Annotated in this window: 25 protein-coding genes; 11 read left to right on the forward strand and 14 right to left on the reverse strand. The window is 73.5% G+C overall.

From position 1 onward, the window contains the following. The first annotated feature begins 101 nt into the window (after window positions 1-101). Window positions 102-434, forward strand: coding sequence for a hypothetical protein (locus ACH4C6_RS10115; protein ID WP_398108089.1), 333 nt, complete (start codon window positions 102-104; stop codon window positions 432-434). Between the two features lie 49 nt (window positions 435-483). Here the strand turns inward: ACH4C6_RS10115 and ACH4C6_RS10120 are convergent, their stop codons facing one another. Further along, window positions 484-861, reverse strand: a complete 378-nt coding sequence (locus ACH4C6_RS10120) for a nuclear transport factor 2 family protein (protein WP_398108090.1) — start codon at window positions 859-861, stop codon at window positions 484-486. Window positions 862-991: 130 nt separating this feature from the next. Between ACH4C6_RS10120 and ACH4C6_RS10125 the strand changes: the two genes are divergently transcribed. Together ACH4C6_RS10125 and ACH4C6_RS10130 are read left to right on the forward strand one after the other, a co-directional pair. Further along, window positions 992-1,447 carry a tellurite resistance TerB family protein gene (locus ACH4C6_RS10125; protein WP_398108091.1) on the forward strand — a complete coding sequence of 152 codons (456 nt, stop codon included), beginning with the start codon at window positions 992-994 and terminating at the stop codon, window positions 1,445-1,447. Window positions 1,448-1,582: 135 nt separating this feature from the next. Continuing rightward, entirely contained in the window at window positions 1,583-2,089 is a 507-nt protein-coding gene (locus ACH4C6_RS10130) for a carboxymuconolactone decarboxylase family protein (RefSeq protein ID WP_398108092.1), read from the forward strand. Window positions 2,090-2,146: 57 nt separating this feature from the next. On the opposite strand, the gene ACH4C6_RS10135 is transcribed toward ACH4C6_RS10130, so the two are convergent. After that, window positions 2,147-3,067 carry an NADP-dependent oxidoreductase gene (locus ACH4C6_RS10135; RefSeq protein WP_398108093.1) on the reverse strand — a complete coding sequence of 307 codons (921 nt, stop codon included), beginning with the start codon at window positions 3,065-3,067 and terminating at the stop codon, window positions 2,147-2,149. Between the two features lie 43 nt (window positions 3,068-3,110). Next, window positions 3,111-3,749, reverse strand: a complete 639-nt coding sequence (locus ACH4C6_RS10140) for an HD domain-containing protein (RefSeq protein ID WP_398108094.1) — start codon at window positions 3,747-3,749, stop codon at window positions 3,111-3,113. Between the two features lie 181 nt (window positions 3,750-3,930). Here ACH4C6_RS10140 and ACH4C6_RS10145 point away from each other — a divergent pair, with 181 nt between their 5' ends. The 3 genes from ACH4C6_RS10145 (at window position 3,931) to ACH4C6_RS10155 (ending at window position 6,078) form a co-directional block, all read left to right on the forward strand. Further along, on the forward strand, window positions 3,931-4,323 hold the full coding sequence (locus tag ACH4C6_RS10145) for a hypothetical protein (protein WP_398108095.1): 393 nt from the start codon (window positions 3,931-3,933) through the stop codon (window positions 4,321-4,323). Beyond that, complete coding sequence (locus tag ACH4C6_RS10150; protein WP_398108096.1) at window positions 4,320-5,309, forward strand: GlxA family transcriptional regulator; 990 nt, start codon at window positions 4,320-4,322, stop codon at window positions 5,307-5,309. Before ACH4C6_RS10145 ends, ACH4C6_RS10150 begins: the two co-directional genes overlap by 4 nt. Before the next feature lie 133 nt (window positions 5,310-5,442). Continuing rightward, window positions 5,443-6,078: an HD domain-containing protein gene (locus ACH4C6_RS10155; protein ID WP_398108097.1), complete on the forward strand. Its 636-nt coding sequence runs from the start codon at window positions 5,443-5,445 to the stop codon at window positions 6,076-6,078. 27 nt (window positions 6,079-6,105) lie between these two features. On the opposite strand, the gene ACH4C6_RS10160 is transcribed toward ACH4C6_RS10155, so the two are convergent. Continuing rightward, entirely contained in the window at window positions 6,106-6,705 is a 600-nt protein-coding gene (locus tag ACH4C6_RS10160) for a TetR/AcrR family transcriptional regulator (protein WP_398108098.1), read from the reverse strand. A 154-nt stretch (window positions 6,706-6,859) separates the two neighbouring features. Between ACH4C6_RS10160 and ACH4C6_RS10165 the strand changes: the two genes are divergently transcribed. Further along, a complete protein-coding gene (locus ACH4C6_RS10165) occupies window positions 6,860-7,741 on the forward strand; it encodes an NAD(P)-dependent oxidoreductase (protein WP_398108099.1) in 882 nt (293 codons plus the stop codon). Window positions 7,742-8,449: 708 nt separating this feature from the next. Here ACH4C6_RS10165 and ACH4C6_RS10170 read toward each other — a convergent pair. The 3 genes from ACH4C6_RS10170 to ACH4C6_RS10180 form a co-directional block, all read right to left on the reverse strand. Then, entirely contained in the window at window positions 8,450-9,067 is a 618-nt protein-coding gene (locus ACH4C6_RS10170) for a TOPRIM nucleotidyl transferase/hydrolase domain-containing protein (RefSeq protein WP_398108100.1), read from the reverse strand. Between the two features lie 89 nt (window positions 9,068-9,156). Further along, entirely contained in the window at window positions 9,157-10,011 is an 855-nt protein-coding gene (locus ACH4C6_RS10175; protein ID WP_398108101.1) for an endonuclease/exonuclease/phosphatase family protein, read from the reverse strand. Window positions 10,012-10,114: 103 nt separating this feature from the next. After that, window positions 10,115-10,759, reverse strand: coding sequence for a TetR/AcrR family transcriptional regulator (locus ACH4C6_RS10180; RefSeq protein WP_398108102.1), 645 nt, complete (start codon window positions 10,757-10,759; stop codon window positions 10,115-10,117). Between the two features lie 67 nt (window positions 10,760-10,826). Between ACH4C6_RS10180 and ACH4C6_RS10185 the strand changes: the two genes are divergently transcribed. Beyond that, window positions 10,827-12,446, forward strand: coding sequence for an FAD-binding oxidoreductase (locus ACH4C6_RS10185; protein WP_398108103.1), 1,620 nt, complete (start codon window positions 10,827-10,829; stop codon window positions 12,444-12,446). 178 nt (window positions 12,447-12,624) lie between these two features. After that, a complete protein-coding gene (locus tag ACH4C6_RS10190) occupies window positions 12,625-14,787 on the forward strand; it encodes an FUSC family protein (RefSeq protein WP_398108104.1) in 2,163 nt (720 codons plus the stop codon). 21 nt (window positions 14,788-14,808) lie between these two features. Here ACH4C6_RS10190 and ACH4C6_RS10195 read toward each other — a convergent pair whose 3' ends face one another. From ACH4C6_RS10195 to ACH4C6_RS10225, 7 genes are all read right to left on the reverse strand, one after another. Beyond that, complete coding sequence (locus tag ACH4C6_RS10195; protein WP_398108105.1) at window positions 14,809-15,465, reverse strand: TetR/AcrR family transcriptional regulator C-terminal ligand-binding domain-containing protein; 657 nt, start codon at window positions 15,463-15,465, stop codon at window positions 14,809-14,811. A 112-nt stretch (window positions 15,466-15,577) separates the two neighbouring features. Continuing rightward, entirely contained in the window at window positions 15,578-16,324 is a 747-nt protein-coding gene (locus ACH4C6_RS10200) for an SDR family oxidoreductase (RefSeq protein WP_398108106.1), read from the reverse strand. Between the two features lie 232 nt (window positions 16,325-16,556). Then, window positions 16,557-17,027 carry a hypothetical protein gene (locus ACH4C6_RS10205; RefSeq protein ID WP_398108107.1) on the reverse strand — a complete coding sequence of 157 codons (471 nt, stop codon included), beginning with the start codon at window positions 17,025-17,027 and terminating at the stop codon, window positions 16,557-16,559. Window positions 17,028-17,151: 124 nt separating this feature from the next. Continuing rightward, on the reverse strand, window positions 17,152-19,257 hold the full coding sequence (locus tag ACH4C6_RS10210; RefSeq protein WP_398108108.1) for a discoidin domain-containing protein: 2,106 nt from the start codon (window positions 19,255-19,257) through the stop codon (window positions 17,152-17,154). Between the two features lie 292 nt (window positions 19,258-19,549). Continuing rightward, the gene (locus ACH4C6_RS10215) at window positions 19,550-20,113 is read right to left on the reverse strand and encodes a snapalysin family zinc-dependent metalloprotease (protein WP_398108109.1); all 564 of its coding nucleotides are present in this window, start codon (window positions 20,111-20,113) and stop codon (window positions 19,550-19,552) included. A 273-nt stretch (window positions 20,114-20,386) separates the two neighbouring features. After that, window positions 20,387-20,680, reverse strand: coding sequence for a hypothetical protein (locus ACH4C6_RS10220; protein WP_398108110.1), 294 nt, complete (start codon window positions 20,678-20,680; stop codon window positions 20,387-20,389). Window positions 20,681-20,892: 212 nt separating this feature from the next. Next, window positions 20,893-21,654 carry a ZIP family metal transporter gene (locus ACH4C6_RS10225; RefSeq protein ID WP_398108111.1) on the reverse strand — a complete coding sequence of 254 codons (762 nt, stop codon included), beginning with the start codon at window positions 21,652-21,654 and terminating at the stop codon, window positions 20,893-20,895. Between the two features lie 142 nt (window positions 21,655-21,796). On the opposite strand from ACH4C6_RS10225, the gene ACH4C6_RS10230 reads away from it, so the two are divergent. Together ACH4C6_RS10230 and ACH4C6_RS10235 are read left to right on the forward strand one after the other, a co-directional pair. Next, window positions 21,797-22,186 carry a cupin domain-containing protein gene (locus ACH4C6_RS10230; protein ID WP_398108112.1) on the forward strand — a complete coding sequence of 130 codons (390 nt, stop codon included), beginning with the start codon at window positions 21,797-21,799 and terminating at the stop codon, window positions 22,184-22,186. Between the two features lie 51 nt (window positions 22,187-22,237). Then, window positions 22,238-22,783 (forward strand): DinB family protein, encoded by a 546-nt coding sequence (locus ACH4C6_RS10235; protein ID WP_398108113.1) that lies wholly within the window; start codon window positions 22,238-22,240, stop codon window positions 22,781-22,783. Window positions 22,784-23,157: the final 374 nt, after the last annotated feature.

Here is a 23,157-nt window from a genome sequence, read left to right on the forward strand (position 1 = left end):
AACTCCTGGCGGATCTCCTGCTGGACGCCGTCCTGACCGAGGGCGCCGACGAGAGCGCCGCTCAGGCCGCGGTGCGTTCCGCCGGGCAGCGGGGGCGGCGGATGGGCGAGGCCGCCCGGGACGAGACCCGCCCGGGGCGACTGGGCCCCGAACGCGGTCTGACCGCCTGCGAAAGCCTGCTGGAGCGGTACGGCTACGAGCCCGTGCGGGAGACCCCCACGGAACTGCGGCTACGGAACTGCCCCTTCCACCCGCTGGCCGCCAAGGCGCCGGGCCTGGTGTGCGGCATGAACCACGCCTTCCTCGGCGGCTACCTCGACGGCCTGCGGGTCAGCGGTGTGCGTGCGGTCCTGGCCCCTCGGCCGGGCGAGTGCTGCGTGCGCCTGGGCCCGGACGACGGCGGGCCGGGTGACCCGACGGACCGGGACGGGTGACCCGACGGACCAGGACGGGTGACGACGGCCCGGGCGCGCCGGCGGCGGCTCAGTGCGGGGACGGCTCGATCTCGCCCGCGAAGACGATGATCTGGTCGATGAGACTTCGGCGCAGATGGACGACGTCGGTTCCCCCGAGGCGGGGGCCTCCGTCCGGCGTGGTGAACACCCACTGGTAGCGGGCCCACTCGTCGGGCATGTCGACGGCCGAGCAGCGCACCATCGTGCCGGCACCCGCCGGGTGACGCCTGATGTCCAGCACGAACCGCTCGACCGCCTCGATGCCCTCGCTGCGCCCCAGCGGCCCCCAGAAGACCACGTCCGAGGTCAGCGCCTGGGACAGCAGCCCCGTCACATAGCCGTCGTTCGAGGCGTTGAAGGCCGAGATGAACGTGTCGATCGCGGACTGCGCGGTCTCTTCATGCATGCCCCAGTAATACCAGCCGCCCCGGCCCCGGTCCCGGACGAACTCCTCCCCCCGTGGTCCCACCACGCCCCTCACCCTGGTAACTTCTACATCACTGTAGAAGTAACCGACGCGCTTACGGAGTTCACCCATGGCACTGTGGGACCGCCTCAAGGAATCCGCCTCGACGATGCAGACCCAGCTCGTCGCGAAGAAGAACGACCTCAAGAGTGGCGCGTTCCGCGACGCGAGCATGGCCATGTGCGCCCTGGTCGCCGCGGCCGACGGCTCCGTGGACCCGTCCGAGCGGCGGCGCGTGGCCCAGCTCATCGGAACCAACGAGGTGCTCCAGAACTTCTCCGCGGACGACCTGCGCCGCCGGTTCGAGGAGAACCTCGACAAGCTCGCCGCCGACTTCGACTTCGGCAAAGTGAGCGTCATGCAGGAGATCGCCAAGGCGAAGAAGAAGCCGGCCGAGGCACGGGCCGTCGTCCAGATCGGCATCGTCATCGGCGGTGCCGACGGCGACTTCGACAAGGACGAGCAGGCGGTGGTCCGCGAGGCGTGCTACGCGCTCGACCTGCCCCCGCACGAGTTCGACCTCTGACCGGCAGCCGCGCACGACACGGGCGCGGCTCCCGCCGGGTGCCGCTGCACGAGACGGGATCGTGCGCCTCGGTCACACTTCCGCGCCGCGATCCGTCACAGAGGTGACAGCGACCAGGAGACCGAGGAGACAGTGATGGAAACACGTGCGATCACGGCCGAGATCCCGATGGCCCCGCGGATGCCCGAGGACCCGGCGGAACTCGTCCCCGAACTGGCCGACGTGTCGGCGGCGTTGTTCCGGGTCACCGGAAACGGGTCGGTGCCGCGCTCCACGATCGGCCTGGTGCAGCTGCGCGCCGGGCAGATCGTCGGCAGCACCTATCTGACCGTTCTGCACACGGGCTTCCTGCGCAAGGCCGGGGAGCAGGAGGAGCGGATCACCTCGGTGGCCTCCTGGCAGGACTCGCCGTACTTCTCCGCTGCCGAGCGGGCCGCGCTGGCACTGGTGGAGGCCGTCCTGCAACCGTCCACCGACGGCGAGCGGGTGCGGGACGAGCTGTACGCGCAGGCGGCCGGGCACTACGAGGCCAAGGCGCTGGCCACGCTGATGTTCGTGATCGGCCAGGTCAACTTCTTCATCCCGGTGGCGCTGATCGCCAAGCCCGTGCCCGGGCGGGCGTTCTCGGCGCCGTGGAAGTGACGCGGTGAACCCTGCCACTGCGGCGGGCCGCCGGTTCGCCGGCCCGCCGCGTCGGCCTCAGTCCTCCGCCACCCGGATGATCGTCTTGCCCGGAGCGCGCTTGCCGGGGGCGAAGGCGTCGGGCGCCTCGGACAGGGGGCGTACGTCTCCGACGAGGGGCCGCAGCCGTCCGTCCCGTACACGCCGGACCAGGTCGGAGAGACGGGCGCGGTCGGGTTCCACGACGAAGAACACGGCTCGGCCGTTCTCCGGCCGGACGCGGGGCGGTTCGGCGATGGTGACCACGGTGCCGCCGGCGCGCACCAGCGCGGTCGAACGGTCGAGGATCTCTCCGCCGAGCACGTCGAGGACGAGGTCGACCTCGCCGATGTCCTCCAGCCGGTCGCCGTGCAGGTCCACGAAGGCGTCCGCGCCCAGCCCCAGCACCGTCTCACGGGAGTGGGCCCTGCCGGTGCCGATGACGCGGGCCCCGGCGTCGTGGGCGAGCTGCACGGCGAGCGACCCGACCCCGCCCGCGGCGCCGTGGATCAGCACGGTCCGGCCGGTGGTGAGGTGCCCGTGGTCGAACAGGCCCTGCCAGGCGGTGAGTCCGGAGATCGGCAGGGCCGCCGCGACCGTGGGGTCGACGTCCGCCGGGAGGGGGGCGAGGTTGCGCGCCTCGACCGCCGTGTACTCGGCGAGCGAGCCGTCGCGCGCCCAGTCGCCGAGGCCGAAGACCCGCTGTCCCACAGTCAGTCCGGTGGTGCCGTAGCCGAGTTGGACGACGACGCCGGACAGCTCGTGGCCGGGGACGCTCGGGGTGCGGTCCCGGCCGGCCCGGTCGGTCCAGGTCGCCGGCCAGTCCAGCTCACCGGGGGTGAAGCCGGCGGCGTGCACGCGCACGACGACGTCGTTCTCGGCGGCGTGCGGGTGCTCCAGCTCCGTCAGGGACAGTCCGGCGATCCCGGCGGAGCGGTCCCGTACGGTGACGGCTCGCATGGCGTTTCCTTTCGGTGGTCACAAGGAGTCGAAGTTGCGGTGCTCACCGCGGCCAGGCCGAGCCGGTGACGCGCTCGACCATGCTGGTGGGCCGGAAATCGGGCACGAAATGCTGGAGGACGTCGGAATTCACGGTGCCGTACGTCGTCTCCGGGCGGTTCTTGAGCCCGTCGACGAATTCCTGCAGGAACTCCTTCTTGAAGTCGCCGCGCGGATGGACGGCGGTGACGGCCTCCACCGCACCGGCGTCCAGCTCGTCCAGTCCCCAGCCGATGGCGTCGGTCAGCACACCGACGTGGGTGGCGGCGATCTCCGGACCCATCCGGCCGGGGATGCCGGGCGTCGAGTGCAGGGCCACCGCCTGCCAGACGACGTCCGCGGTACCGCTGGAGAACCCCTGGTCGAGCAGGAACTTCCGGGCGTGGTCCGCACCGTCGAGCTCGAACCGCTGGACGGTGTCGGAGAACGGCGTCAGCAGGCCCGTGTCGTGGAACATGGCGGCCAGGTAGAGCAGCTCGGGGTCCGGCCGCAGCCCGAGCGCCCGGGCGTGCAGGGAGCCGAAGAGGAACACCCGCCGGGAATGGTGGAAGACCAGTGGGCTTACCATTTCCCGGACGCGTCGGGTGGCTTCGTCGGTCGCCGCGGTCCGGGGGAATGCGATTCCAGCGACTGTGTCGGTCATGACGTCGTTCTCTTTCCATACGGGGGTCACCGGCGTTTCACCGGGTGTCACCGGCGGAGTGCTTTTGGAGTGCCTTTCCGCCGGTGCGGGTGTCCTTTCCTCCACCGTGCCGCCGCGGCTGCTCCGGCGCCGCCTCGGTCCGGCCAGGAACCACCCGAATCAGGACAGGCAGGAAGACCCCGTGCATCCCACCGCTCACCACATCGCGATCCTCGTCCACGACGGGGTGAAGCTGCTGGACCTCCCCGGTCCCACCGAGGTGTTCGAGGAGGCGAACCGGCTCGGCGCCGACTACCGGATCCGGCCGCTGTCACCCACGGGCGAGCAGGTCACCTCGCCGATCGGCATCCGGGTCGCGGTCGTGCTCGCCCCCCCGGGGCGGCACTCGCTCACCGAGCTCGCCGGGCACCTGAACACGAGACCGCGCCACCTCACCCGGCTCTTCCGCGACGAACTGTCCACCACACCCGCCCGGTACGTCGAGTCCATCCGGTTCGATCTGCCGAAGTCGCTGCTGGACCAGGGGCACACGGCGACGCGGACGGCCCGGAAGCCGAGCGGGGGACGACGATGAAGCCGAGCGAGCACAGCATCGGTGTGCTCGTGTTCGACGGTATGAAGATGCTGGACCTGTCCGGGCCCGCCGAGGTCTTCAGCGAGGCCAATCGGTTCGGGGCGCACTACCGGCTGGCCCTCGTGTCGGTCGACGGCGGCCCGGTCGCCTCCTCGATCGGCGTGCGGGTGCCGGTCGACACCGACGCCGGCGCGGCCCCCGCCTTCGACACCCTGCTGGTGGTCGGGGGCGACCGGGTGCCTCAGGGGCATGTGGAACCGGACCTCGCCGCCGCCGCGCGCGAGCTGGCCTCCCGGGCCGGTCGCGTCGCGTCGATCTGCACCGGCGCGTTCATCCTCGGCGCGGCGGGCCTGCTCGACGGCAGGCGGGCGACGACGCACTGGCAGCACACGGAGCTGCTGGCCAGGCGCTGCCCCACGGCCCGCGTCGAGCCCGACGCGCTCTTCGTCCGGGACGGGGACCTCTACACCTCGGCGGGGGTGACGGCGGGCATCGACCTGGCGCTCGCCCTGGTGGAGCAGGAGCACGGCGCGGACCTGGCCCGCAGTGTCGCGCGGTCCCTCGTGGTGTACATGCAGCGGTCGGGCGGCCAGTCCCAGTTCTCGGCGTCGCTGCGGGGGCCGGCCCCGCAGACGCCGGTGCTGCGCCGGGTCCAGGACGCCGTCCAGGCCGATCCGACCGCTGATCACAGCCTGGAGGCCCTGGCCGCGCGGGTGCGGGTCAGTCCCCGGCATCTGACGCGCATGTTCCGCTCGGAGCTGGACACCACGCCCATGAGGTACGTGGAGCTGATCCGCTTCGACATGGCGAAGGCCCTGCTGGACTCGGGGCACAACGCGACGGAGGCGGCCGCCCGTTCGGGTTTCCCCAGTTACGAGAGTCTGCGCCGGGCGTTCGCGCGCCATCTGGGCGTCTCCCCGACCAGGTATCAGCGCCGCTTCACGACGACGGGCTCGGGGTCGCGCGCCGCGCCCGGTTCCCGATGAGCCGCGGGCCCGTCGGCCGCTGTGCGGGGGTGGCCGTTCGCGAGGGGTTGTGGGCCGTCCGGGAGGGGACGCGGCACCCCCGGCGGACGGAGGGTGGAGGGACCGACCACCCCCGCACCGAGGAGAGCCCCTCATGAGTGAGAAGATCGCCGGCGTCGTCGTCCCCGACAGCGCGCTCGTCCGCGAGGCCACGGATCTCATCCGCAGCACCACCCCGCCGCTGATCTACCACCACTCCCGGCGGGTGTACCTCTTCGGCAGCCTCCAGGCGGCGCGGGGCCTCGCCCCCGATCCCGAGATGCTGTACGTGGCGGCGCTCTTCCACGACACCGGGCTGGTCGAGCCCTACCGCAGTGCGGACCAGCGCTTCGAGATGGACGGCGCCGACCAGGCCCGCGCGTTCGCGCTGGCCCACGGGATGTCCGCGGCCGACGCCGAGACCGTCTGGACGGCCGTCGCCCTGCACACCACGCCCGAGGTGCCCTACAAACTCGCGCCGGAGATCGCGGCGACCACCGCCGGGGTGGAGACGGACGTGCTCGGCCTGAACCTGGGGAATCTCACCCGGGCCCAGATCGAGGAGGTCACCGCGGCCCACCCCCGCCCGGACTTCAAGCGCCGGATCCTCCAGGCGTTCACGGACGGGTTCCGGCACCGCCCGGTGACCACCTTCGGCACGGTGAACGCGGACGTGCTGGCCCACTTCGTGCCCGGCTTCCGCCGCGTCGACTTCGTGGACGTCGTCAACGGCTCCGACTGGCCCGAGTGAGCGACGCGGCCGACCCGCCCGCGTGCGTCAGTCGCCCTTCGTCCGGGCCGCGGCGTCCAGGACGGGACCCAGCTCCCGGACCACGGTCGTGAGGGGGCGGACGTCCCGCTCGGCCCGGGCGAGGAGGATGGCCCCCTCGAGGCTGCTGATCATGAGGGTGGCGAGCGCGCCGGCCCGCTCCCCCGGCACGCCCATCCCGGTCAGGGCGTCGGCCACCGCGGAGGTCCACCTGCCGAAGGCAGCGGACGCCGCCCGGCGGGTGGAGTCGGCGGACTCCGCGCAGTCGACCGTGGCGGCGGCGACCGGGCAGCCGCCGGAGAAGCCGGCCGTCTCGTACTCGTCGGTCCACTGACGCACCATCGCGGCGAACAGCGCGCCGGGCGTCGGCTCGGGCAGGTCGGCCAGGAACCGGGCGACCCGCCGGGCCGCGTAGCCCCCCGCCCAGTCCACCGCCTCGTCGACCAGCTGCGTCTTCCCGCCGGGGAAGTAGTGCTGGAGCGAACCGCGCGGCGCGCCGGCGTCGACGGCGACCTCGCGCATGCCGGTGGAGACGACTCCCTCACGGCGGATGAGCTGGGCGGCGCTGAAGACCATCCGCTCGCGCGGTGTCCGTTCCCGCTCCGCCATCGAGCCCTCCGTCGTGCCGCACGTGATTCCGTCTGCGCTCACCCTATGACCGCTGTCATGGCGGCGGCTACTATGACGGCTGTCATAGTCGAGGGGCTCGTCGTCGGCCCGGCGATCGGGCGGGCGGAGAGGCGGGCGGAGAGGGCGGTGCGTCATGGACGTCGGTTTCATCGGCCTGGGGGTCATGGGACAGCCCATGGCACGGAACATGGCCCGCGCCGGGACGCGGCTCGTGGTGTGGAACCGCACGCCCGGGCGATGCGAGCCGCTGCGGGCCGCCGGCGCCGACGTGGCGGCGGACGCCGAGGAGGTGTTCCACCGGGCGGGCACGGTGTTCCTGATGCTGGCCGACGAGGCCGCCGTCGACACCGTGCTCGGGCGGGGCACCCCGGACTTCGGCCGGCGCGTCGCCGGCCGCACGGTCGTCCACATGGGCACGACCTCGGCGGAGTACTCCCGGGCCCTGGAGGGCGAGATCCGGGGCGCCGGCGGACGGTACGTCGAGGCCCCGGTCTCCGGGAGCCGCGTGCCCGCCGATCGGGGCGAGCTGGTGGGGATGCTGGCCGGAGACGAGGACGCGGTGGCGGCTGTGCGGCCGCTGCTCGCGCCGGTGTGCAAGGAGACTTTCGGGTGCGGGCCCGTGCCGGGGGCGCTGCTGATGAAGTTCTCCGTGAACCTGTTCCTGATCACCGTGGTCACCGGGCTCGCGGAGTCCTTCCACTTCGCCGGCCGGCACGGGCTGGACCAGGGGCTGCTGCGGAACGTCCTGGACGCGGGCCCGATGGCCAGTGCCGTCTCCCGCATGAAGGGGCCGAAGCTGCTGGAGCGCGACTTCTCGGTCCAGGCCGCGGCGGCGGACGTGCTGAAGAACAACCGCCTGATCGCGGAGGCCGCCCGCAAGGCCGACGTGGCGTCCCCGCTCCTCGACGTCTGCCACGCCCTCTACGAGGAGACGGTGCGGCGGGGCCACGGCGGCGACGACATGGTCGCGGTGCTCCGCGCGATCGAGGCCCGCACGGCGGAGGCGGGGGCGTAACCGACGGGGGCCGGCCCCGCGACGGCGGGGACGGGGACGGCGGGTCCGGCGACGGTGGGTGCGGCAACGGCCGGAGCGGGGACGGCGCGGCGACGGCCGGACGCAGGCGGCGCGACGACGGTTGGGGCGGGGATGGCGTGACGCGGCCAGGCGCGGGCGGCGCGACGGCATGTCCGACGGTGGCCGGAGCGCGGGCGGCGCGGCGACGGCCACGCGCGGGGGGCGCGACGGCGCGTCCGGCGATGGCCAGGCGCGGGAGGCGGGACGGCGGCCAGCCCGGGAACCGCGCGACGACAACCAGACGCAGGCGGCGCTACGACGACCAGGCGCGGGCGGCGCGACGGCGTGTCCAGGTGTTGCCGGGGCACGGGCGACACGGCGACGGCCGGGGCAGGAACAGGCACGGCGACGGCCAGACGCAGGCGACACGGCGACGGCCAGCTCGAGAACGACGCGGCCACAGCCGGGACGGAACGGCGCGACAACGGCCGGGGCGCGGACAGCGCGACGGCGGCCAGACGCAGGCGGCGCGACGGTGGTCGGCTGCGGGCGGCGCGACGGTGGCCAGGCACGGGCGGCGCGGCCGCAGCCGGGGCGGGAACGGCGCGGCGACGGTCAGACGCGGGCGGCACAGCGGCGGCCCGGCTCAGACGGCCCGGGGGCAGCCAAGGTGCAGGCGGCCCGGCGGCCCAGGCGCGGGCGGCGTGCTCACAGCACCGTGAACAGACCGTCCAGCGGCTGTGGCACCTGGTCCGGTGTGAGCGCCTCGACCAGGACGCGGCCGTAGTGGATTTTGCGGCCCTTCTTCGTCCCGAGGAACCGGCGCAACTGCTGCTGCGGGGCCCGGCCTTGCTGGGCGGGCTGGCGCAGGAAGGTCTGGAGGGGCCGGCCGTCCCCTTCCTCCCGGACGAGTTCCTCCACGCGCGCCACGCCCAGGGCGCGGACGAGTTCCTCCTCCAGGTCCGCCACGCAGACGAAGAAGTCGTCCCGTTCCGCACCGGCGTTCGCGAAACCCCGGGCGTAGTAGTCGCGTTCCCCCTCGTCGCACAGCCCCGTGAGGCGCAGGCCCAGCCCGGGTGGGCCCAGCAGCCGGGCGTAGCGCCCCACGCTCATCGCTCCGCCGATCGAGAGGACGCAGATCCCTTCGGCCGCCAGGTCCCGGCCCCGTCGGGCCGCCAGGGCGTCGACCGCGGCCACGTCGCTCCGCCCTTCGAGCAGGACGGCGGCCCGTACCCGCAGCAGCGACGCCAGTTCGCGCGCGGGGCCGCCGGAGCCGCCGACCGCCCACGCCGTCACCGCGTCCTCGAACGCCCCCATGTCCCTCATGGGGCACGAGTCTCTGCCCCGCGAGCCCCGGGCGCGAGCGCTTTTCCCCGAGGGGTCCGGCGCGAACCCGGCCGCCGTCCCTCACCCGTTCAGGACCGACGCGCCGGCCCGGGCATATCCAGGTCGGCGTACACCACGTGGTGGTCGGAGGCGGGGCTCGGGTGGACGCGGTGGTCGCGAGGGGCGATGCCGCGCAGGAAGACGTAGTCGAACTTGCTCTGCCAGTCGGTGGTCGGCCGGCAGGTGCCGCTGGGTGCGGGACGGCACTGGGGGTCGGTGTCCGTCGCCAGGGTCCACATCCCGGTGAGTTCGGGTGCCTCCGGCACGGCGTTGAAGTCGCCGAGGACGATCGCCCGGTCGTGCCGCGCCACTTCTTCGGTGAGGACCCCGACCTGGCCGGCGCGGACCTCCTCCTGGCGCCGCTGCGCGAGGTGCGTGTTGAAGACCCTGACCGGACGGTCGCCCACGGTGGTCGTGACCGCCATGTACCCGCGGTCCTCGGACCCGCCGTCGGGGTACTCGGCGGTGACCAGGCCGGTCATGGGGGCCGCCGAGAGGATCGCCTGGCCGAAGCCCCCCGGGTTCCACGGCAGCCCTCCGCAGCGTCCCCAACTCCGCAGGACGGAGCCGTACTCGACGTGGTAGACCAGCCCGTGCAGGTGCTCCAGGTAGTCGCGGATCCGCTCGACGTCCCGGACGCACGCCTCCTGCATGCCGACGACCTGCGGAGCGTACTCGGCGATCTCCGCCGCCCGTTCGGCGTCGCCGACCTCGCAGGGATTGCACAGGTTCCACGTCATGACCCGGTTCGGCACGACGTCCCTGGCGGCTTCGACGGGTGCGGAACCGCCGACGAGGGCGCCGCTCGGCGCACTGGGGCCGATGAGCAGCAGACAGACCGCGGCCAGGGCGCCGGCGAGCAACCGCGGGCCTCTTCCGAGCACCGGGACCTCCTTGAGGGACGTACGACCTCTCACGCACGAGGTTATGGGATGGGCGCGGGGACGGTCCGCGGCGCCCGGGCAACTCCCGGTGGCCGGGCCGCCGTCACGGGCCCGTGCCCTCCTCGTCCGCGGCGAGGATGCGACGCCCCGCCGTGAACAGGCGTGCGCAGCGTTCCGTCATGGCCTGCGCCGTCTGCTCCGGGTGCGTCACCCACCAGCGCACCAGGGCGGTGCACAGGCCGCGCCAGGCGTACGTGAGGGCGTCGGCGTCCAGCGGATCGGCGGAACCCGCGCTGCGCAGCAGGTCGGCGGTGCCGACGGCGGCCAGGTCGTCGAGGGCGTCCCGGTAGTGCGCGGCACGCAGGGCGGCGTCGCTGCCGGGCGGCAGGGTGGCGTCGTAGAGGACGGACCAGGCCGCGCGCTGCCCGTCCAGCGCGGTGAACAGGGCGCTCAGCACGCGCAGGGGCGTGGGCGGCGCGCCCGGGCCTGGTTCGGCCATGGCGCTGCGGACCGCGTCCAGCAGACGGCGGCCGACCGGGTCGAGACAGGCCAGGTAGAGGTCCTGCTTGCTGCCGAAGTACTGGTGGAGCAGGGGTTTGGTGACGCCCACCCGGGCGGCGACGGCGGCCATGGTGGTGGCCTCGTAGCCGCGGCGGCCGAACTCCTCGGTGGCGGCGGCGAGCATCTGTCGTTCGCGTGCGGCCCTGGGCACTCCCTTGGTGCCGGCCCGCGCAGGCGGCGTTGGCATGACCCCGATATTACCCTAGGGTAATTTTCCGTCGGGTAACTTCCTGCGTCTCGTCGGGAGCACACGCATGTCCTCGTCCTCCGCGCCGTCCGGCACCGGTCCGGCCCGCACCCGCTCGTGGTGGGGCTGGGGCTACACCGACGCCCAGCCCAGTGACGCCGAGTGCGTCGCCCTGGGCTCCCTCCTGCCGGGCACGCGGGCCCGCCCCCTGCCCCCGCCGCGGATCGCCGACCTGCGGATCGGCCGCCCCGGCGCGGTACCGCCCGCCGCGCTGGCCCCTCTGATCAGTGCCGAGCCCGACGTACGCGCCGCCCACGCCATGGGCAAGGCCTACCGTGACATCGCCCGGGCCCTGCACGGCCGGCCGGGCCGGATCCCCGACCTCGTCGCCCGACCGCGCCGCGACCAGGACGTGGCCGACCTGCTGGAGTGGGCCGGCGACCGGGGCGCGGCCGTCATCCCGTTCGGCGGCGGCACCTCGGTGGTGGGCGGGGTCGAGTACCGGGGGGACGCCCACCGCGCGGTGCTGTCGCTGGACCTGACCGCGATGGGCCGGGTCCTGGAGATCGACGCGGCCGGCCGCGCGGCCCGAATCCAGGCGGGCGCGCTCGGGCCCGCGCTGGAACGGCGGTTGCGGCCCCACGGACTCACCCTGCGCCACTTCCCGCAGAGCTTCGAGTTCTCCACCCTGGGCGGCTGGCTGGCCACCCGCGCCGGGGGCCACTACGCCACCGAGCGCACCCACATCGACGACTTCGTGCAGGGCATGACCGTGGTGACACCCGCGGGCTCCGGCACGTCCTGGCGTCTGCCCGCGTCCGGTGCCGGACCGTCGCCCGACCGGTTCTTCCTCGGCTCCGAGGGGGCGTTCGGCGTCATCACCGAAGCGTGGATGCGCCTGCGGGAACGTCCCCGCTTCAAGGCTTCGGCGTCCGTCGCCTTCACCGGCTTCCACCAAGGGCTCGACGCGGTGCGGGCCCTCGCCCAGTCTGACCTCGCCCCGGCCAACTGCCGCCTGCTCGACCCCGGGGAGGCGCTGCTGTCCGGGGCCGCACGGGACGGTTCCTCCGTCCTCGTGCTGGGCTTCGAGTCCGCCACCGCGCCCGTCGACGACCGCCTCGCCGCGGCTGTGGAACTGGCCCGCGCGCACGGTGGCCGGGCCGCTGCCGGCGGCGCACCGTCGGCCGGGCCGGACGCCCCGGCCGACGCGGCGGTCGGCGCGTGGCGCTCGGCGTTCCTGCGGATGCCGTACCTGCGGGACGGCCTGGCCCGGATGGGTGCCGTCGTGGAGACCTTCGAGACGGCCACCACCTGGGACCGCCTCCCCGCCCTCGTCGACACCGTACGGACCGAGGTCGGCGCCGCCGCGCGGAAGGCCACCGGGCACCCGGCCACGGTCAACTGCCGTCTGACGCACGTGTACCCGGACGGCGCGGCCCCCTACTTCACCGTCGCCGTCGCCGCGCGCCCCGGTGACGAGGTCGCCGTGTGGGACGAGGTGAAGGCCGCCGCCTGCGAGGTGCTCCACCGGCACCGCGCGACCATCACCCACCACCATGCCGTCGGCCGCGACCACCGTCCCGGCTACGACCTCCAGCGTCCGGGGCCCTTCGCGGCCGCGCTGCGCGCCGCCAAGGACGCCCTGGACCCCCGGCGCGTCCTCAACCCGGGCGTCCTGGTCGACTGAGGCGGCGGCCGCGGCGCTCGTCGGGCCCGGACGGCCGGCGGCACGGCCGTGCGACGCGTGCCGCCTCGTGCCGCCGCGTGCCGCCGTGTGCCGCCGCGTGAGCGTCGGAGCCGGGTGACACTGGTGGGACAGGAGTGTCCAGGACCGGCTCCGGACGCGGTGCGCGTGGAGGTCGCCCATGGCGAAACGGCCGTCGCTCTCCGCATCCCTCCGGGCCGGTCGGCGGGCCCTGCGCGTGACGGCCGCCTCGGCCGTCGGCTTCTACCCCGCCCTGCACCTGTGGGACCAGCCCGTCGCCGCGATCTACGCCTTGTTCGCCCCGATCGCGTTCGGTGTGCTGTCCCCGAATCCCGGGTCCGGCCGCAGACGCGCCGGCACCGTCCTGCGGGTCCTGCCGGCCGCCGCCGCTCTGGTGGCCCTGGGCACCGTCCTCGCCGTGTCGACCTGGTCGGCCGTGGCGGGCATGCTCGTCGTGGGGTTCGTGCTCACGTTCGGCACGACGTTCGGTCCCCGGCCGGCCGGAACCGCGCCCGGCCTGGAGTTGTTCTACATCCTGGCCTGCTTCCCGCCGTACGCCCCAGGCACCCTGCCGCAGCGCCTGGCCGGTCTGGCCGTCGGCATGGTGCTGCTGGCGCTGGGCGAACTGCTCCTGCTGCCGGACCCCGCGGAGACCTCGTACCGGGAGCGGGTCGCCGACGCCCTGGCCTACGCGGCCCGCACGGCCGGGCACCTCGTCGGCGGCGCCACCGAGCCCGTCGGGGCCGCGGGGTTGCGGCAGGCCGGCCGGGACCTGCGCCTGTCCCGGCTGCCGCCCGCCACCCGCCCCACCGGGTCCGCGCGCAAGGACCGTGCGCTGGCCCACGCGGGCGCCGCGACGCGCCGGTTGCTGGACCAGCTCGCCACGCTCAGCGGCCTGCCCTCCACCGGAGCCGATCCGGCCTCGGACGCCCTTCTGCGCGGTGTCGCGGCCGGCTGCCTGGAGACGGCGCAGGCCCTGCGCCGGGTCCGGCCCGCCTCCGGTCCCGAGCGGCTCGAGGAGATGATCGCCCACTTCCTGGCCGTGCGCGGCGCTCCGCCCGAGGTGCGGACCCCGTCCGCGCACGCCCTGCTGCGGCGGCAGTCGACGGTGCTGACGATCGCGGTGTCGGCCGTGACCGCGCGCACGGCGGTGGCCCTGGCGGCCGACGGCCGCACCCCGGTGCAGGGGCTGCCCCGCGAGCAGTTCTGGTACGCCCGCACGGGCGCCGTCCGGTTGTGGCTGATCCGGGCCACGGGTCATCTCACCCGGCGCTCCGTCGTCTTCCAGAACGCCTGGCGCGTCGCCCTCGGGCTCGCGCTGGCCCGGCTGGTGGCGGGCTCGCTCGACCTCCCGCACGGCTTCTGGGTGCTGCTGTCGGTGCTGACCCTGGGGCGCACCACGGCCGTGGCGACCTGGTCGGTCGCGCGGTCGGCGGCGGTGGGCACGCTGGTGGGCGCGTTCGCCGCCGGGTGGCTCGTCGTCGGAGTGGGCGGATCGGACGAGGTGTACGCGTACCTGCTGGTGCCGATGATGCTGGTGGCCTTCACGGTCGGGCCGGTGGAGGGCCCTGCCTGGGCCCAGGGACTGTTCACCCTGGTCGTCGCCACGGCGTTCGCGCAGCTCGCCCCCGTGACGTGGCGGCTCGCGGAAGCGCGTCTGGTGGACGTGCTCACCGGCAGTGCGATCGGTCTGCTGTGCGGTCTCCTCGCCTGGCCGGCCGGGGCACGCGCCGAGGTGCGGCACAGCGTCGGCGTCCTGCTGCGGACCACGGCTCCCCTGGTCGGCGCGACCGCCGGGGCGGCCACCACGGGGCCGGACCCCGGGGCGGCGCGGGAGCTCGCGGACGCGGCCCTGCGGCTGACCCGGCACCGGCTCCGCATCGCGGAGGGTGCCTACGCCCAGTACCGCACCGAGCCGCCCCCGCGCGCCCAAACCGACGGACCCGACTGGCTCGCCGCGCTCAACTACGGCGCGCGCGTCCTGGTCGGTGCCTACTGGCTGCCTCGGACGGGTGAGGGGGGCCGTCTGCCGCCCGCGGCCCGGGACTGGGTCACACGTGCGTGCGGCGAGGTGGAGGCGGCCGCCCGGCAGGTGGCGGACTTCCCACCACAGCCGGAGGAGGTCCGGTTCACCGCGCTGCCGTCCGAGGTGGCCACCGCGGTGCCGCCGCGGCTGCTGCCGCCCCTCATCGACGTGGAGGTCTGGCTGAGCGCTCTCGCCGCCGACCTCCGCGCGGCCACCGGCCACCACCGGAGCGCACCGGGCGCCCCGGACGGCCGGGCCGCGGCCGGTCCGGCCGGGCGCCGACGGTCCCACCGGTGACCAGGCCTCCGGCCCGAGGGCTCAGGAGCCGGCCGGGTGTTCCCCGGGCCGGGGAGAGACGCCGTCCAGCACATGGGCGACCAGGGCGAGCACGAAGTCCTCGGTCACGGGCTCGTCCGGGATCAGCAGACGGTGGTAGACGGCGCCCCACAACTGGTCGACGAGGACCTGGACGTCGACGTCCGCACGGATCTGCCCCTGCTCCCGGGCACGCAGCAGCCGCTCCCCCGCCAGCCGCCGGCGCCCGGAGGAGTACAGGGAGCGGAAGGCGGTGGCCAGGTCCTCGTCGGTCTGGGACTGGCCGATCAGCTCGGTCACCACCCGGCCGGCCGGGCTCCCGGTCATGATGCGGGCGAACGCGCGCAGTTGGCGGCTCAGGTCGGCGCGGATGTCGCCGGTGTCCTCGAAGGCGAGCGTCTCCTCCACGGCGTGGAAGTAGCCGTCCAGGGCGAGCGCGCCCTTGGAGGGCCACCACTTGTACAGCGTCGTCTTGCTGACACCGGACTGGCGGGCCACCCGTTCGAAGGTCAGATCGGAGATCCCCTCGGTCATAAGAATCTCCCCGACCACGCGGAAGACGTCCGCGCGCACCTCCTCGGCCGGGCGGCGTCCCCGCCCGCGGGCCGGCCGTCCCACGGCTTCCGCGGCCTCCTCGGCCTCCTCGGCCTGCTTCGTCATGTCGTCTCTCCCTCTTTCGTCCGGGACGGGTCCGTCCGGGACCGGGTTCGTCGGGACCGGGTCCGTCCGGGACGGCGTACGGGTCCAGGTCGCCCTGCGGCCTCCGGCCGGGTCAGGCCAGTCCGCCGTTGGTGTAGAGGGTCTGGCCGTTGACCCAGCGGGCGGGGCCCGCGAGGAAGGCGACCGTCTCGGCGATGTCGCGGGGTTCGCCCAGCCGCTCCAGCGGGGTGGCCTCGGCGAAGCGGGCGACCGTGCTCTCGTCCTTGCCTTCGAGGAAGAGCGGCGTGGCGACCGGGCCGGGGGCGACGGTGTTGACGGTGATGTCCTTGCCGCGCAGTTCCCTGGCGAGGATCAGCGAGATGCTCTGCACGGCGGCCTTGCTGGCCACGTAGGCGCCGTAGGTGGGCAACTGGGTGCGGGTGACGGACGTGGAGACGTTGATGATCGCGCCTCCGCGGCGGACCCGGCGGGCGGCCTGCTGGGCGACGACGAAGGTGCCGCGGATGTTCGTGCGGTGCATCCGGTCCAGATCGTCCAGGTCCAGCTCGGCGATGGGCGCGAGCACCATGATCCCGGCGGTGTTGACGACGACGTCGATCCCCCCGAAGGCGGTCTCGACGGCCTCGAACGCGGCTGCCATCGCGCGCTCGTCGGCGACGTCACCGCCGACGGCCAGGGCCCGGCCGCCCGATGCGGTGACCTCCTCGACGAGCGTGTCGGCCTTGGCCTTGTTGCCGGCGTAGTGCACCGCGACGGCGAAGCCGTCCGCGACGAGCCGTTCGACGACGGCCCTGCCGATGCCGCCGGACCCGCCGGTGACGAGGGCGACGCGGGGGGTGGTCTCGGGGGTGGCGGTCATGACCTGCCTCCAGCACTGGGAAGTGAACGCTGAGTCCATATAACCAGGAAATGAACGCGCCGTCCACTTCTCTGCCCGTGTGGGGTCCAGGAGGTCGATGAGAGGTGGGGAAGTCGTCCTGCGGCAGGCCGAGCCGGGAGTCGGCGTGGTGTACGAGCGCGAGGCCCGTCCGACGCGGTGCACGAACGCGGGGGCGCCCGTCCCCGTCGAGGAACAGCGGTGGACGGCTCGCTCAGCTGATCCAGGCATCGTCGTGGCGATGCCGGTCCAGCCCCACCGCCGAGAACTCGTCCTCGCCGGCACCGGTCACCGCGCCCAGCCGCCGCAGCGCCTGGGAGATCGGGCTGCCGGCCGGCGGGAAAGGCTCGCCCTCGTCGACATGGAGCGGCCCGAACACCAGGGCACCGCCGTCCCACACGGCGGCGCGCTGCTCCCCCAGGCCACCGAAGTACTCCGCCTCCACGTACGCCACCGGCCCCGCGGCCGACCAGCCGGCGAGCTCCCCCGCGAGTACTTCCGGCAACCGCCAGAACCCCAACGCCCTTTCCTCGTCACCCGCTTCGAACCCGTCGAGCAGCGCGTCCGTCATCAGCATCAGTGCCAGCCCTTGCCCGATCGGCGCCGACCGGGCGGCGGTGATGCCGCGGCCCGCCGCGCGCAGCACCTCTTCGCCCCCGATGACGGCATGCAGGTCGTACCCCATCAGCTCTCCCCCTCCGTTGCGGCGCACCATGGTGGACCACGGGGCGCCGGGGGGACCAGCGGAATTGAGCCGAGCGCGGGCCGGCGGGCCCCGCCGGCCCGCGCTCGGCTCAATTCCGCTCGTCTCAACTCCCGTGCACGCGCACCTCGTACAGGGAGTAGCCCCAGTCGGTGGCGCGTCGCAGGCCTTGGACGCGGACGTAGCGAGCGGGTGTGGCGGTGAAGCGCGCCGTGTCCAGGCCGCCGTCGCCCGCCGTCGTGGACCACACGGTGCGCCAGTTCGTGCCGTCGGTGGAGAGTTCGATGCGGTAGGACGCGCCGTAGGCCCGCTCCCAGTCGAGGGTGACCTGCCGGACGGACCGGGTGGAGCCCAGGTCGAGCCGGTACCACTGGTCGTCGCTCCAGTCGCTCGCCCAGCGCGTGCCGCTGTCCCCGTCCACGGCCCGTTGCGGCTTGTAGCTGGTGAACAGGCTCCATTCCGAGGAACTGGCCGATGCGGTCGCCCCCTCGGCCAGATCGGTCATCGGCCGGTGCTGCTCCGAGGCGGCCCAGGTGTCGAGGTAGGACTCGGCTCCCCGGAAGAGGTCGTCGACGACGTCCTGTCCGCCGACCCGGCGGATGTCCTCGATCCAGTCGGGCACCAGGCCGTAGTGGGCCGCTCCGTCGGTGTTCAGGTCCCAGGTCCGCTGACCGGTGGTCTGCCGGTCGATCACCGAGCCGCCGTCGACACTCCTGAACGGGTAGGTCACCTTGTCGGGGGCGTCCGCGCCGCGCGGGGCCGGCCAGCCGCCGACGCCGTTCATGTCGGTGCCGTAGCCGTAGCCCACGCGGTACTTGTCGCGCAGCGCCTCCGTGCGCTCGGCCTCGGCGACGAACCCCTCGGAGCCGTGCATGTACTGGGCGATGAACCCGCCCAGTCCGTAGACCCGTTCGGTCCAGTCCATGTCCATCCAGCTGTGCGAGGACAGCACGCCGGGGTAGGAAGCGGCCTCGAAGATGTCCAGGACCCGGCCGGTGGCCTTGACGCTCATGTGGTCGACCTCGAGCATCATCCCGCGTTGCATCATGCCGCGCACGGCGTACTCGCCGAGGCCGGTGAGCCCGCGGACGTTGCACTGGGCGTCGGCGGCGTAGGACGGGACGGCCACACCCGCCGGGAGCTTCTTCTCGGCCCCGGCCGCCGTGGCGTTGCCGATGGGGTTGTCGTGCTGCGGGCCGGTGCACTTCTCGGTCTTCCAGAAGGTGCCGGTCGACAGGAACTGGCCGACGTTGATGGCCGTGCCGAGCGTGCCGGAGTCGAAGCGGACCCCGCACAGCGCGTTGTCGAACTTGTGGCACAGGAACATGCTGCGCACGCCCAGGGCGTGCAGTTCGTCGAGGCCCTTGTCGATGTCGGCCCTGCTGCACTGGGCGATGTCCAGGACCTGCTTGCACCCGAACGGCTCGGAGGTCTCCACGCCGAGGACGACCGCGAGTTTGCCCTGCTCGATGACGTCTCGGGCCTGGGCGCTGTCGGTGACGATGCGGAAGAAGCCCTTGCCGGGCCCGCCGTAGATCCTGTCGATGTAGGACTGCATGTCGTACGACAGCTTGGCCTGGAGGCGGATGGAGGTCATCTCGTCGCAGCTGCGGTCCTTGAAGAAGTAGACGGAGCAGATGACGCCGTTGGTGACCAGGTCGTTGACCAGCACCCGCTGCCCGCCCCGCCATGCGCGCTCGACCCACGCGTAGTAGTTCTGCTGGTGGGTCAGGGAGTCGTGGGCGGGCCAGTCCTTGAAGGTGGGCCAGCCGACCGGGTCGTGCTTGCCGTCACCGCCCTTGGTGATGAAGTCGAAGACGGCGAGGGAACCGTCGGGGTAGTGCTCGGGGCAGTCCTTGAGCGCCTCGGCGATGCCCTGTTCGGAGAACGGCTTGCCGCAGATCAGGCGCCCCCCGAAGGCCTCGTTGGCGAAGATGTGGTCGTGCGCGTCGACGAAGCCGCGCACCTCGCCGCCGGCGGCCGTGCCGGTGAAGGGCTCCCCGGTGACGCCGATGCCCGAGTCCGGGGCTGGACGTGCGGTCGGGTTCCACCAGTCGCCGCCCGCCGCCGAGCTCGGCGTGGGCCCCAGTACGACGGCCAGTACGAGCAGCAGCAATGACGTCACGGTGATGTGCCTAAGCCGGCGGTACGAGCGCTTCGTACAGGTCACAGCCCACGTCCCTCGGTCAACGGGAAGGCGCGGCCGACACATCGGGCCGCTCTCCGGACCGCGGGGAGCCCGGACGACCCGTTTGTCATGACCACACTCAGGATGGGTCGAGGATGGCCACTGCCGGGCAGTGAGTCAAGTCACATGTCAGCGCTACTTACTGACGGGTCATCATAAGCAAGTCCGCCGGGCGGCGACCGCCGCCCGCCGCCCGCTTCCGCCGCACTCGACGCCCCGGTGGCCGGTGCGCCGGGGCCACCACGGCCACCACGGCCACCACGGCCACCACGGCCACCGGGACGGGAACCGGCCGCATCGGGCCGGTCCGGGCGGCTCAGTCCACGATCACCCCCGTGCGGACCGCCGCCTTCCGTCCGGCGAGTGCGCCACCGAAGTTGCCTTCGACCTCCGCCTTCTCGGCCGCGTTCGGGTACGGGTTCGTGCACGCGGTGCCCGCGCTGGAACCGGACATCAGACTGGAACACGGTCCGGGCTTGCGGTCCGGGAGGCCCAGGATGTGCCCGAGTTCGTGCGAGGAGATGCGGACGGTGTTGTAGCCCTGGGCGACGGCCTGGCGCCCGATGTAGACGGTGCCGCTGCCCAGGCCGGAGGGCAGGGCGCGCGGCCAGCCGTTGTCGGCCAGGACCCGGATGTTGGCACGCTGTCCCGAGGCCACGGGACGCAGTTCGACGGCGTCGACGCTCTCGTTCCAGATCGCCGCACCCCGGTCGACGGCGCTCTTGAACTCCGCGGAACCGCTGGCATCGTAGGTCAGGACCCGGGCGGCCAGAGGGGCGTCGTTCGCCGCCGGGGCTGCGGCGACGGCGGGTCCGCCCGTCAGGGACAGGGCCACCAGACAGGCGGCGGCGACACCGCCGGTCAGCGTACGGACGTGCATGATCGACCTCCTTGTGGGGGAAGGGCAGTCGTGCTCATGACATTCTCGGGCTGTCCCTGCCCGGTCGTACGGCTCGTCAATCCGTCAATCAGCGGGACCCTCGGGGCCGGTGGTGCACGACGAGCGGCGCCGCACCCGAAGGGCGGTCGACCGCCCGGCAGCTTCGGAGAGAAGAACGGCACACCGATCGGCGGCCGGTCCGCTCCTCAGTGCCGTCCCTGCGGTACCGGGAAGCGGATCGACCGCCGATTCCGTACAACGAGCGTGTGGCCGTCAGGCGTTGGCGTGCCGGCCCAGAGCCGCCCGCCGCGGGGCGGCGTGGTGAACGGCCTCGCCGGAACCGTCGGCCTGCCGCCGCCGCAACCAGACGGACGACATGACCAGCAGGGCGGCGAAGACCACCAGGAACACCAGCGACACCCACATCTGGCGGCCTCCCGGCTCGTCCCATGCCGACGAGGCGGCCGACACGGCCCACAGGGCCGCGCCCGCGGCGTAGAACATGCGGATCTTGCGCAGCTGCCGCAGGGCTCGTACGGACTCAGCGTGATCAGTTTCCGGTGCCATGCCGACGCTGGTACCCCGAATCGCGCGCTCCAACGTCCCCGAGCCAACTCGTGACACACGGGCCCGCCGGTACGCCCCGCGTGTCCGGGCGACAGCGGCCCGGCATCCCGGAGCCGGACGCACCGGTCGGGCGCGGGGCCGGCGCCGGCACACCGGTCGGGCCGGGCGGAGCCGGCGCCGGGCACACCGGCCGGGCAGGGCGGAGCCGGGGGTCAGGCGTGGGACAGCGCGAAGGAGACGAGGAAGCCGGCGACCGTGACCAGCCCGATCGCCAGGTGGGCCTCCTCGAACGCCTCGGGGATCATCGTGTCGGCGATCATCGCGAGGATCGCCCCGGCGGCCACCGCGGTGACCCCGGCGATCACCGTGGCCGAGAAGCCCCCCAGCACGACGTAGCCGAGGATCGCGGCGACGGTGCTCGCGGCGGCGATCGCACCCCACACGGCGAAGACGTACCCCTTGCCGCGCCCGGCCTTCTTCATCCCCGCCGAGCTGGACAGGCCCTCGGGGACGTTGCTGATGAACACGGCCGCGACGGTCACGAGACTGACCGCGCCACCGTCGAGCAGGCTGACCCCGATCACGGCCGACTCGGGCACGCCGTCCAGCAGCGCGCCCAGGGCGAGGGCGAGACCGGAACCACTCTGCTGCTGCTCGGTCGGCTGTGCCTGCCCGGTGTGGTGGCCCGATCGCTTGCGGTGGCGGGCCCCGCGGCGCGCGAGCCACAGATTGCCCACCGTGTACGCCGCGGCCCCGCCCAGCGTCCCGACCACGGCGGGGGCCAGGCCGCCCTGTTCGTACGCCTCACCGACCAGCTCGAACGAGACGGCCGAGAGCAGCACGCCCGCCCCGAAGGCCATGACCAGCGCGATGACCTGCTGCGGCACGCGCAGGCCGTAACCGATCACCGCTCCCAACAGCAGCGCGCTGCCCGCGAGCAGTCCCCAGCCGCCTGCCTGTATCGCTTCGGACATGAGGGACCGTGTACCCCGGGGAGCGTGATCGGCACGCGAGGGCGGGCGGGAGCCGGGGATGTGGCAGGTCACGCACCGGCGGCCCGATGCTAGATTGCTGCATTCGTCCAGGACAGGCGCGCAACGGGCAAGGGGTCGATCCATGACTGACTCGGAGGGGCGTCCCGGTACCGACGACGCCCCCCTTCCGCGGATCCTGGGCAACACGGCGTCGATCGCCGAGGCCGGCGCGGAGTCGACCGGGGCGCTGTGGCGGCTGGCGGAACCGGGACGGCAGCTGGACGCCAACCTCGTGCGCATCCCCGCCCACGGGCACATCGACGCCCACGCCGAGCCGGACCTCGACGTCCTGCTGCTCGTCGTGACGGGTGGGGGCACGCTCGGCCGGGCCGAGCAGCCGCAGACGCTGGAACCCGGCACCCTGGTCTGGCTCCCCCACGGCAGCGTGCGCAGCCTGACGGCGGGTGAGAACGGCATGGCCTACGTGACCGTGCACCGACGGCGTCCCGGGATGCGGATCGGCCGGCGGTGACTCGTCGACCGACCGGGACCAGGTGCGAGGTGGACGCGGAAGGGGGACGGCATGAGCGGCCGCACCAGGAGAGGTCAGCTGTTCGCCGGCGACGAGAGCCGGTTCACGGGTCCGACGACGGGTGACGAGCGGCGCATGCTCGTCGACGTGCTGGCTGCTCAACGGGCGACCCTGGAGATCAAGTGCTCCGGCCTGGCGGCGGAGTTGGCCGTGCGTTCCGTGCAGCCGTCGGCCCTCTCGCTCCTCGGTCTGATCCGGCACCTGGCCGATGTCGAGCGCCGCTGGTTCCGTCAGGTCCTGGCCGGGCAGGACGCGCCCCCGCTCTTCTCGTGCGCGGCGGACCCCGACGGGGACTTCGACGGCGCGACGGCCGACCCGCAGGTGATCGAGGCGGCGTGGGCGGCCTGGCGGACCGAGGTCGCCTTCGCCGAGCGGTTCACCGACGGGGCGCCGCACCTCGACGTGGAGGGCGAGGACGACTGGCGCGGAACGGTGTCGCTGCGGTGGGTCCTGCTCCACATGATCGAGGAGTACGCCCGGCACAACGGCCACGCGGACCTGCTGCGCGAACGCATCGACGGGTCCATCGGCGTCTGAGCCTCGGTCCCGAGTCTCGGTCCCCGGGCCCGAGCGCGCTTGGCGCTGCCGGACACCTACGACATCGTGCTGCTGCAGGATGCCGAGGACGGTGCGCGCATGGCGGGGCGAACGGGAACTGCCGGCAGGGTCATCACGCGCGACGGGGCCTGGATCGAATAGCGCGCGCTGCCCGCGGGACGGCTTCTTGACGGCTCCGGCCGCCGGCGCGCCCCGACCATTATGAATTCAATTCGGTGAGGCGTTCAGTTGCTTGTCCGGCACACCTAGCATCAGGCCCGCCGCGCGAGGGTCGCGTCCGGCGATATGAGGGAGCGCCTGATGGGCATGCCGCCGAAAAGGTCGTGGGCCGGACGCGTTCGGGCGGTTCTGCC

Source organism: Streptomyces sp. NPDC017943 (assembly GCF_044328425.1).
GTDB classification, from domain to species: Bacteria; Actinomycetota; Actinomycetes; order Streptomycetales; family Streptomycetaceae; genus Streptomyces; species Streptomyces djakartensis_A.

Excerpts from the sequence above, each read along its gene's own strand:
- ACH4C6_RS10230 (WP_398108112.1), top strand. The coding sequence starts at position 21,797 with ATGACTGACTCGGAGGGGCGTCCCGGTACCGACGACGCCCCCCTTCCG.
- ACH4C6_RS10150 (WP_398108096.1), top strand. The coding sequence starts at position 4,320 with ATGAAGCCGAGCGAGCACAGCATCGGTGTGCTCGTGTTCGACGGTATG.
- ACH4C6_RS10135 (WP_398108093.1), bottom strand. The coding sequence starts at position 3,067 with ATGCGAGCCGTCACCGTACGGGACCGCTCCGCCGGGATCGCCGGACTG.
- ACH4C6_RS10235 (WP_398108113.1), top strand. The coding sequence starts at position 22,238 with ATGAGCGGCCGCACCAGGAGAGGTCAGCTGTTCGCCGGCGACGAGAGC.
- ACH4C6_RS10195 (WP_398108105.1), bottom strand. The coding sequence starts at position 15,465 with ATGACGAAGCAGGCCGAGGAGGCCGAGGAGGCCGCGGAAGCCGTGGGA.
- ACH4C6_RS10215 (WP_398108109.1), bottom strand. The coding sequence starts at position 20,113 with ATGCACGTCCGTACGCTGACCGGCGGTGTCGCCGCCGCCTGTCTGGTG.
- ACH4C6_RS10225 (WP_398108111.1), bottom strand. The coding sequence starts at position 21,654 with ATGTCCGAAGCGATACAGGCAGGCGGCTGGGGACTGCTCGCGGGCAGC.
- ACH4C6_RS10120 (WP_398108090.1), bottom strand. The coding sequence starts at position 861 with ATGCATGAAGAGACCGCGCAGTCCGCGATCGACACGTTCATCTCGGCC.
- ACH4C6_RS10130 (WP_398108092.1), top strand. The coding sequence starts at position 1,583 with ATGGAAACACGTGCGATCACGGCCGAGATCCCGATGGCCCCGCGGATG.
- ACH4C6_RS10205 (WP_398108107.1), bottom strand. The coding sequence starts at position 17,027 with ATGGGGTACGACCTGCATGCCGTCATCGGGGGCGAAGAGGTGCTGCGC.
- ACH4C6_RS10180 (WP_398108102.1), bottom strand. The coding sequence starts at position 10,759 with ATGCCAACGCCGCCTGCGCGGGCCGGCACCAAGGGAGTGCCCAGGGCC.
- ACH4C6_RS10210 (WP_398108108.1), bottom strand. The coding sequence starts at position 19,257 with ATGTGTCGGCCGCGCCTTCCCGTTGACCGAGGGACGTGGGCTGTGACC.
- ACH4C6_RS10155 (WP_398108097.1), top strand. The coding sequence starts at position 5,443 with ATGAGTGAGAAGATCGCCGGCGTCGTCGTCCCCGACAGCGCGCTCGTC.
- ACH4C6_RS10125 (WP_398108091.1), top strand. The coding sequence starts at position 992 with ATGGCACTGTGGGACCGCCTCAAGGAATCCGCCTCGACGATGCAGACC.
- ACH4C6_RS10220 (WP_398108110.1), bottom strand. The coding sequence starts at position 20,680 with ATGGCACCGGAAACTGATCACGCTGAGTCCGTACGAGCCCTGCGGCAG.
- ACH4C6_RS10160 (WP_398108098.1), bottom strand. The coding sequence starts at position 6,705 with ATGGCGGAGCGGGAACGGACACCGCGCGAGCGGATGGTCTTCAGCGCC.
- ACH4C6_RS10185 (WP_398108103.1), top strand. The coding sequence starts at position 10,827 with ATGTCCTCGTCCTCCGCGCCGTCCGGCACCGGTCCGGCCCGCACCCGC.
- ACH4C6_RS10190 (WP_398108104.1), top strand. The coding sequence starts at position 12,625 with ATGGCGAAACGGCCGTCGCTCTCCGCATCCCTCCGGGCCGGTCGGCGG.
- ACH4C6_RS10170 (WP_398108100.1), bottom strand. The coding sequence starts at position 9,067 with ATGAGGGACATGGGGGCGTTCGAGGACGCGGTGACGGCGTGGGCGGTC.
- ACH4C6_RS10200 (WP_398108106.1), bottom strand. The coding sequence starts at position 16,324 with ATGACCGCCACCCCCGAGACCACCCCCCGCGTCGCCCTCGTCACCGGC.
- ACH4C6_RS10140 (WP_398108094.1), bottom strand. The coding sequence starts at position 3,749 with ATGACCGACACAGTCGCTGGAATCGCATTCCCCCGGACCGCGGCGACC.
- ACH4C6_RS10165 (WP_398108099.1), top strand. The coding sequence starts at position 6,860 with ATGGACGTCGGTTTCATCGGCCTGGGGGTCATGGGACAGCCCATGGCA.
- ACH4C6_RS10115 (WP_398108089.1), top strand. The coding sequence starts at position 102 with ATGGGCGAGGCCGCCCGGGACGAGACCCGCCCGGGGCGACTGGGCCCC.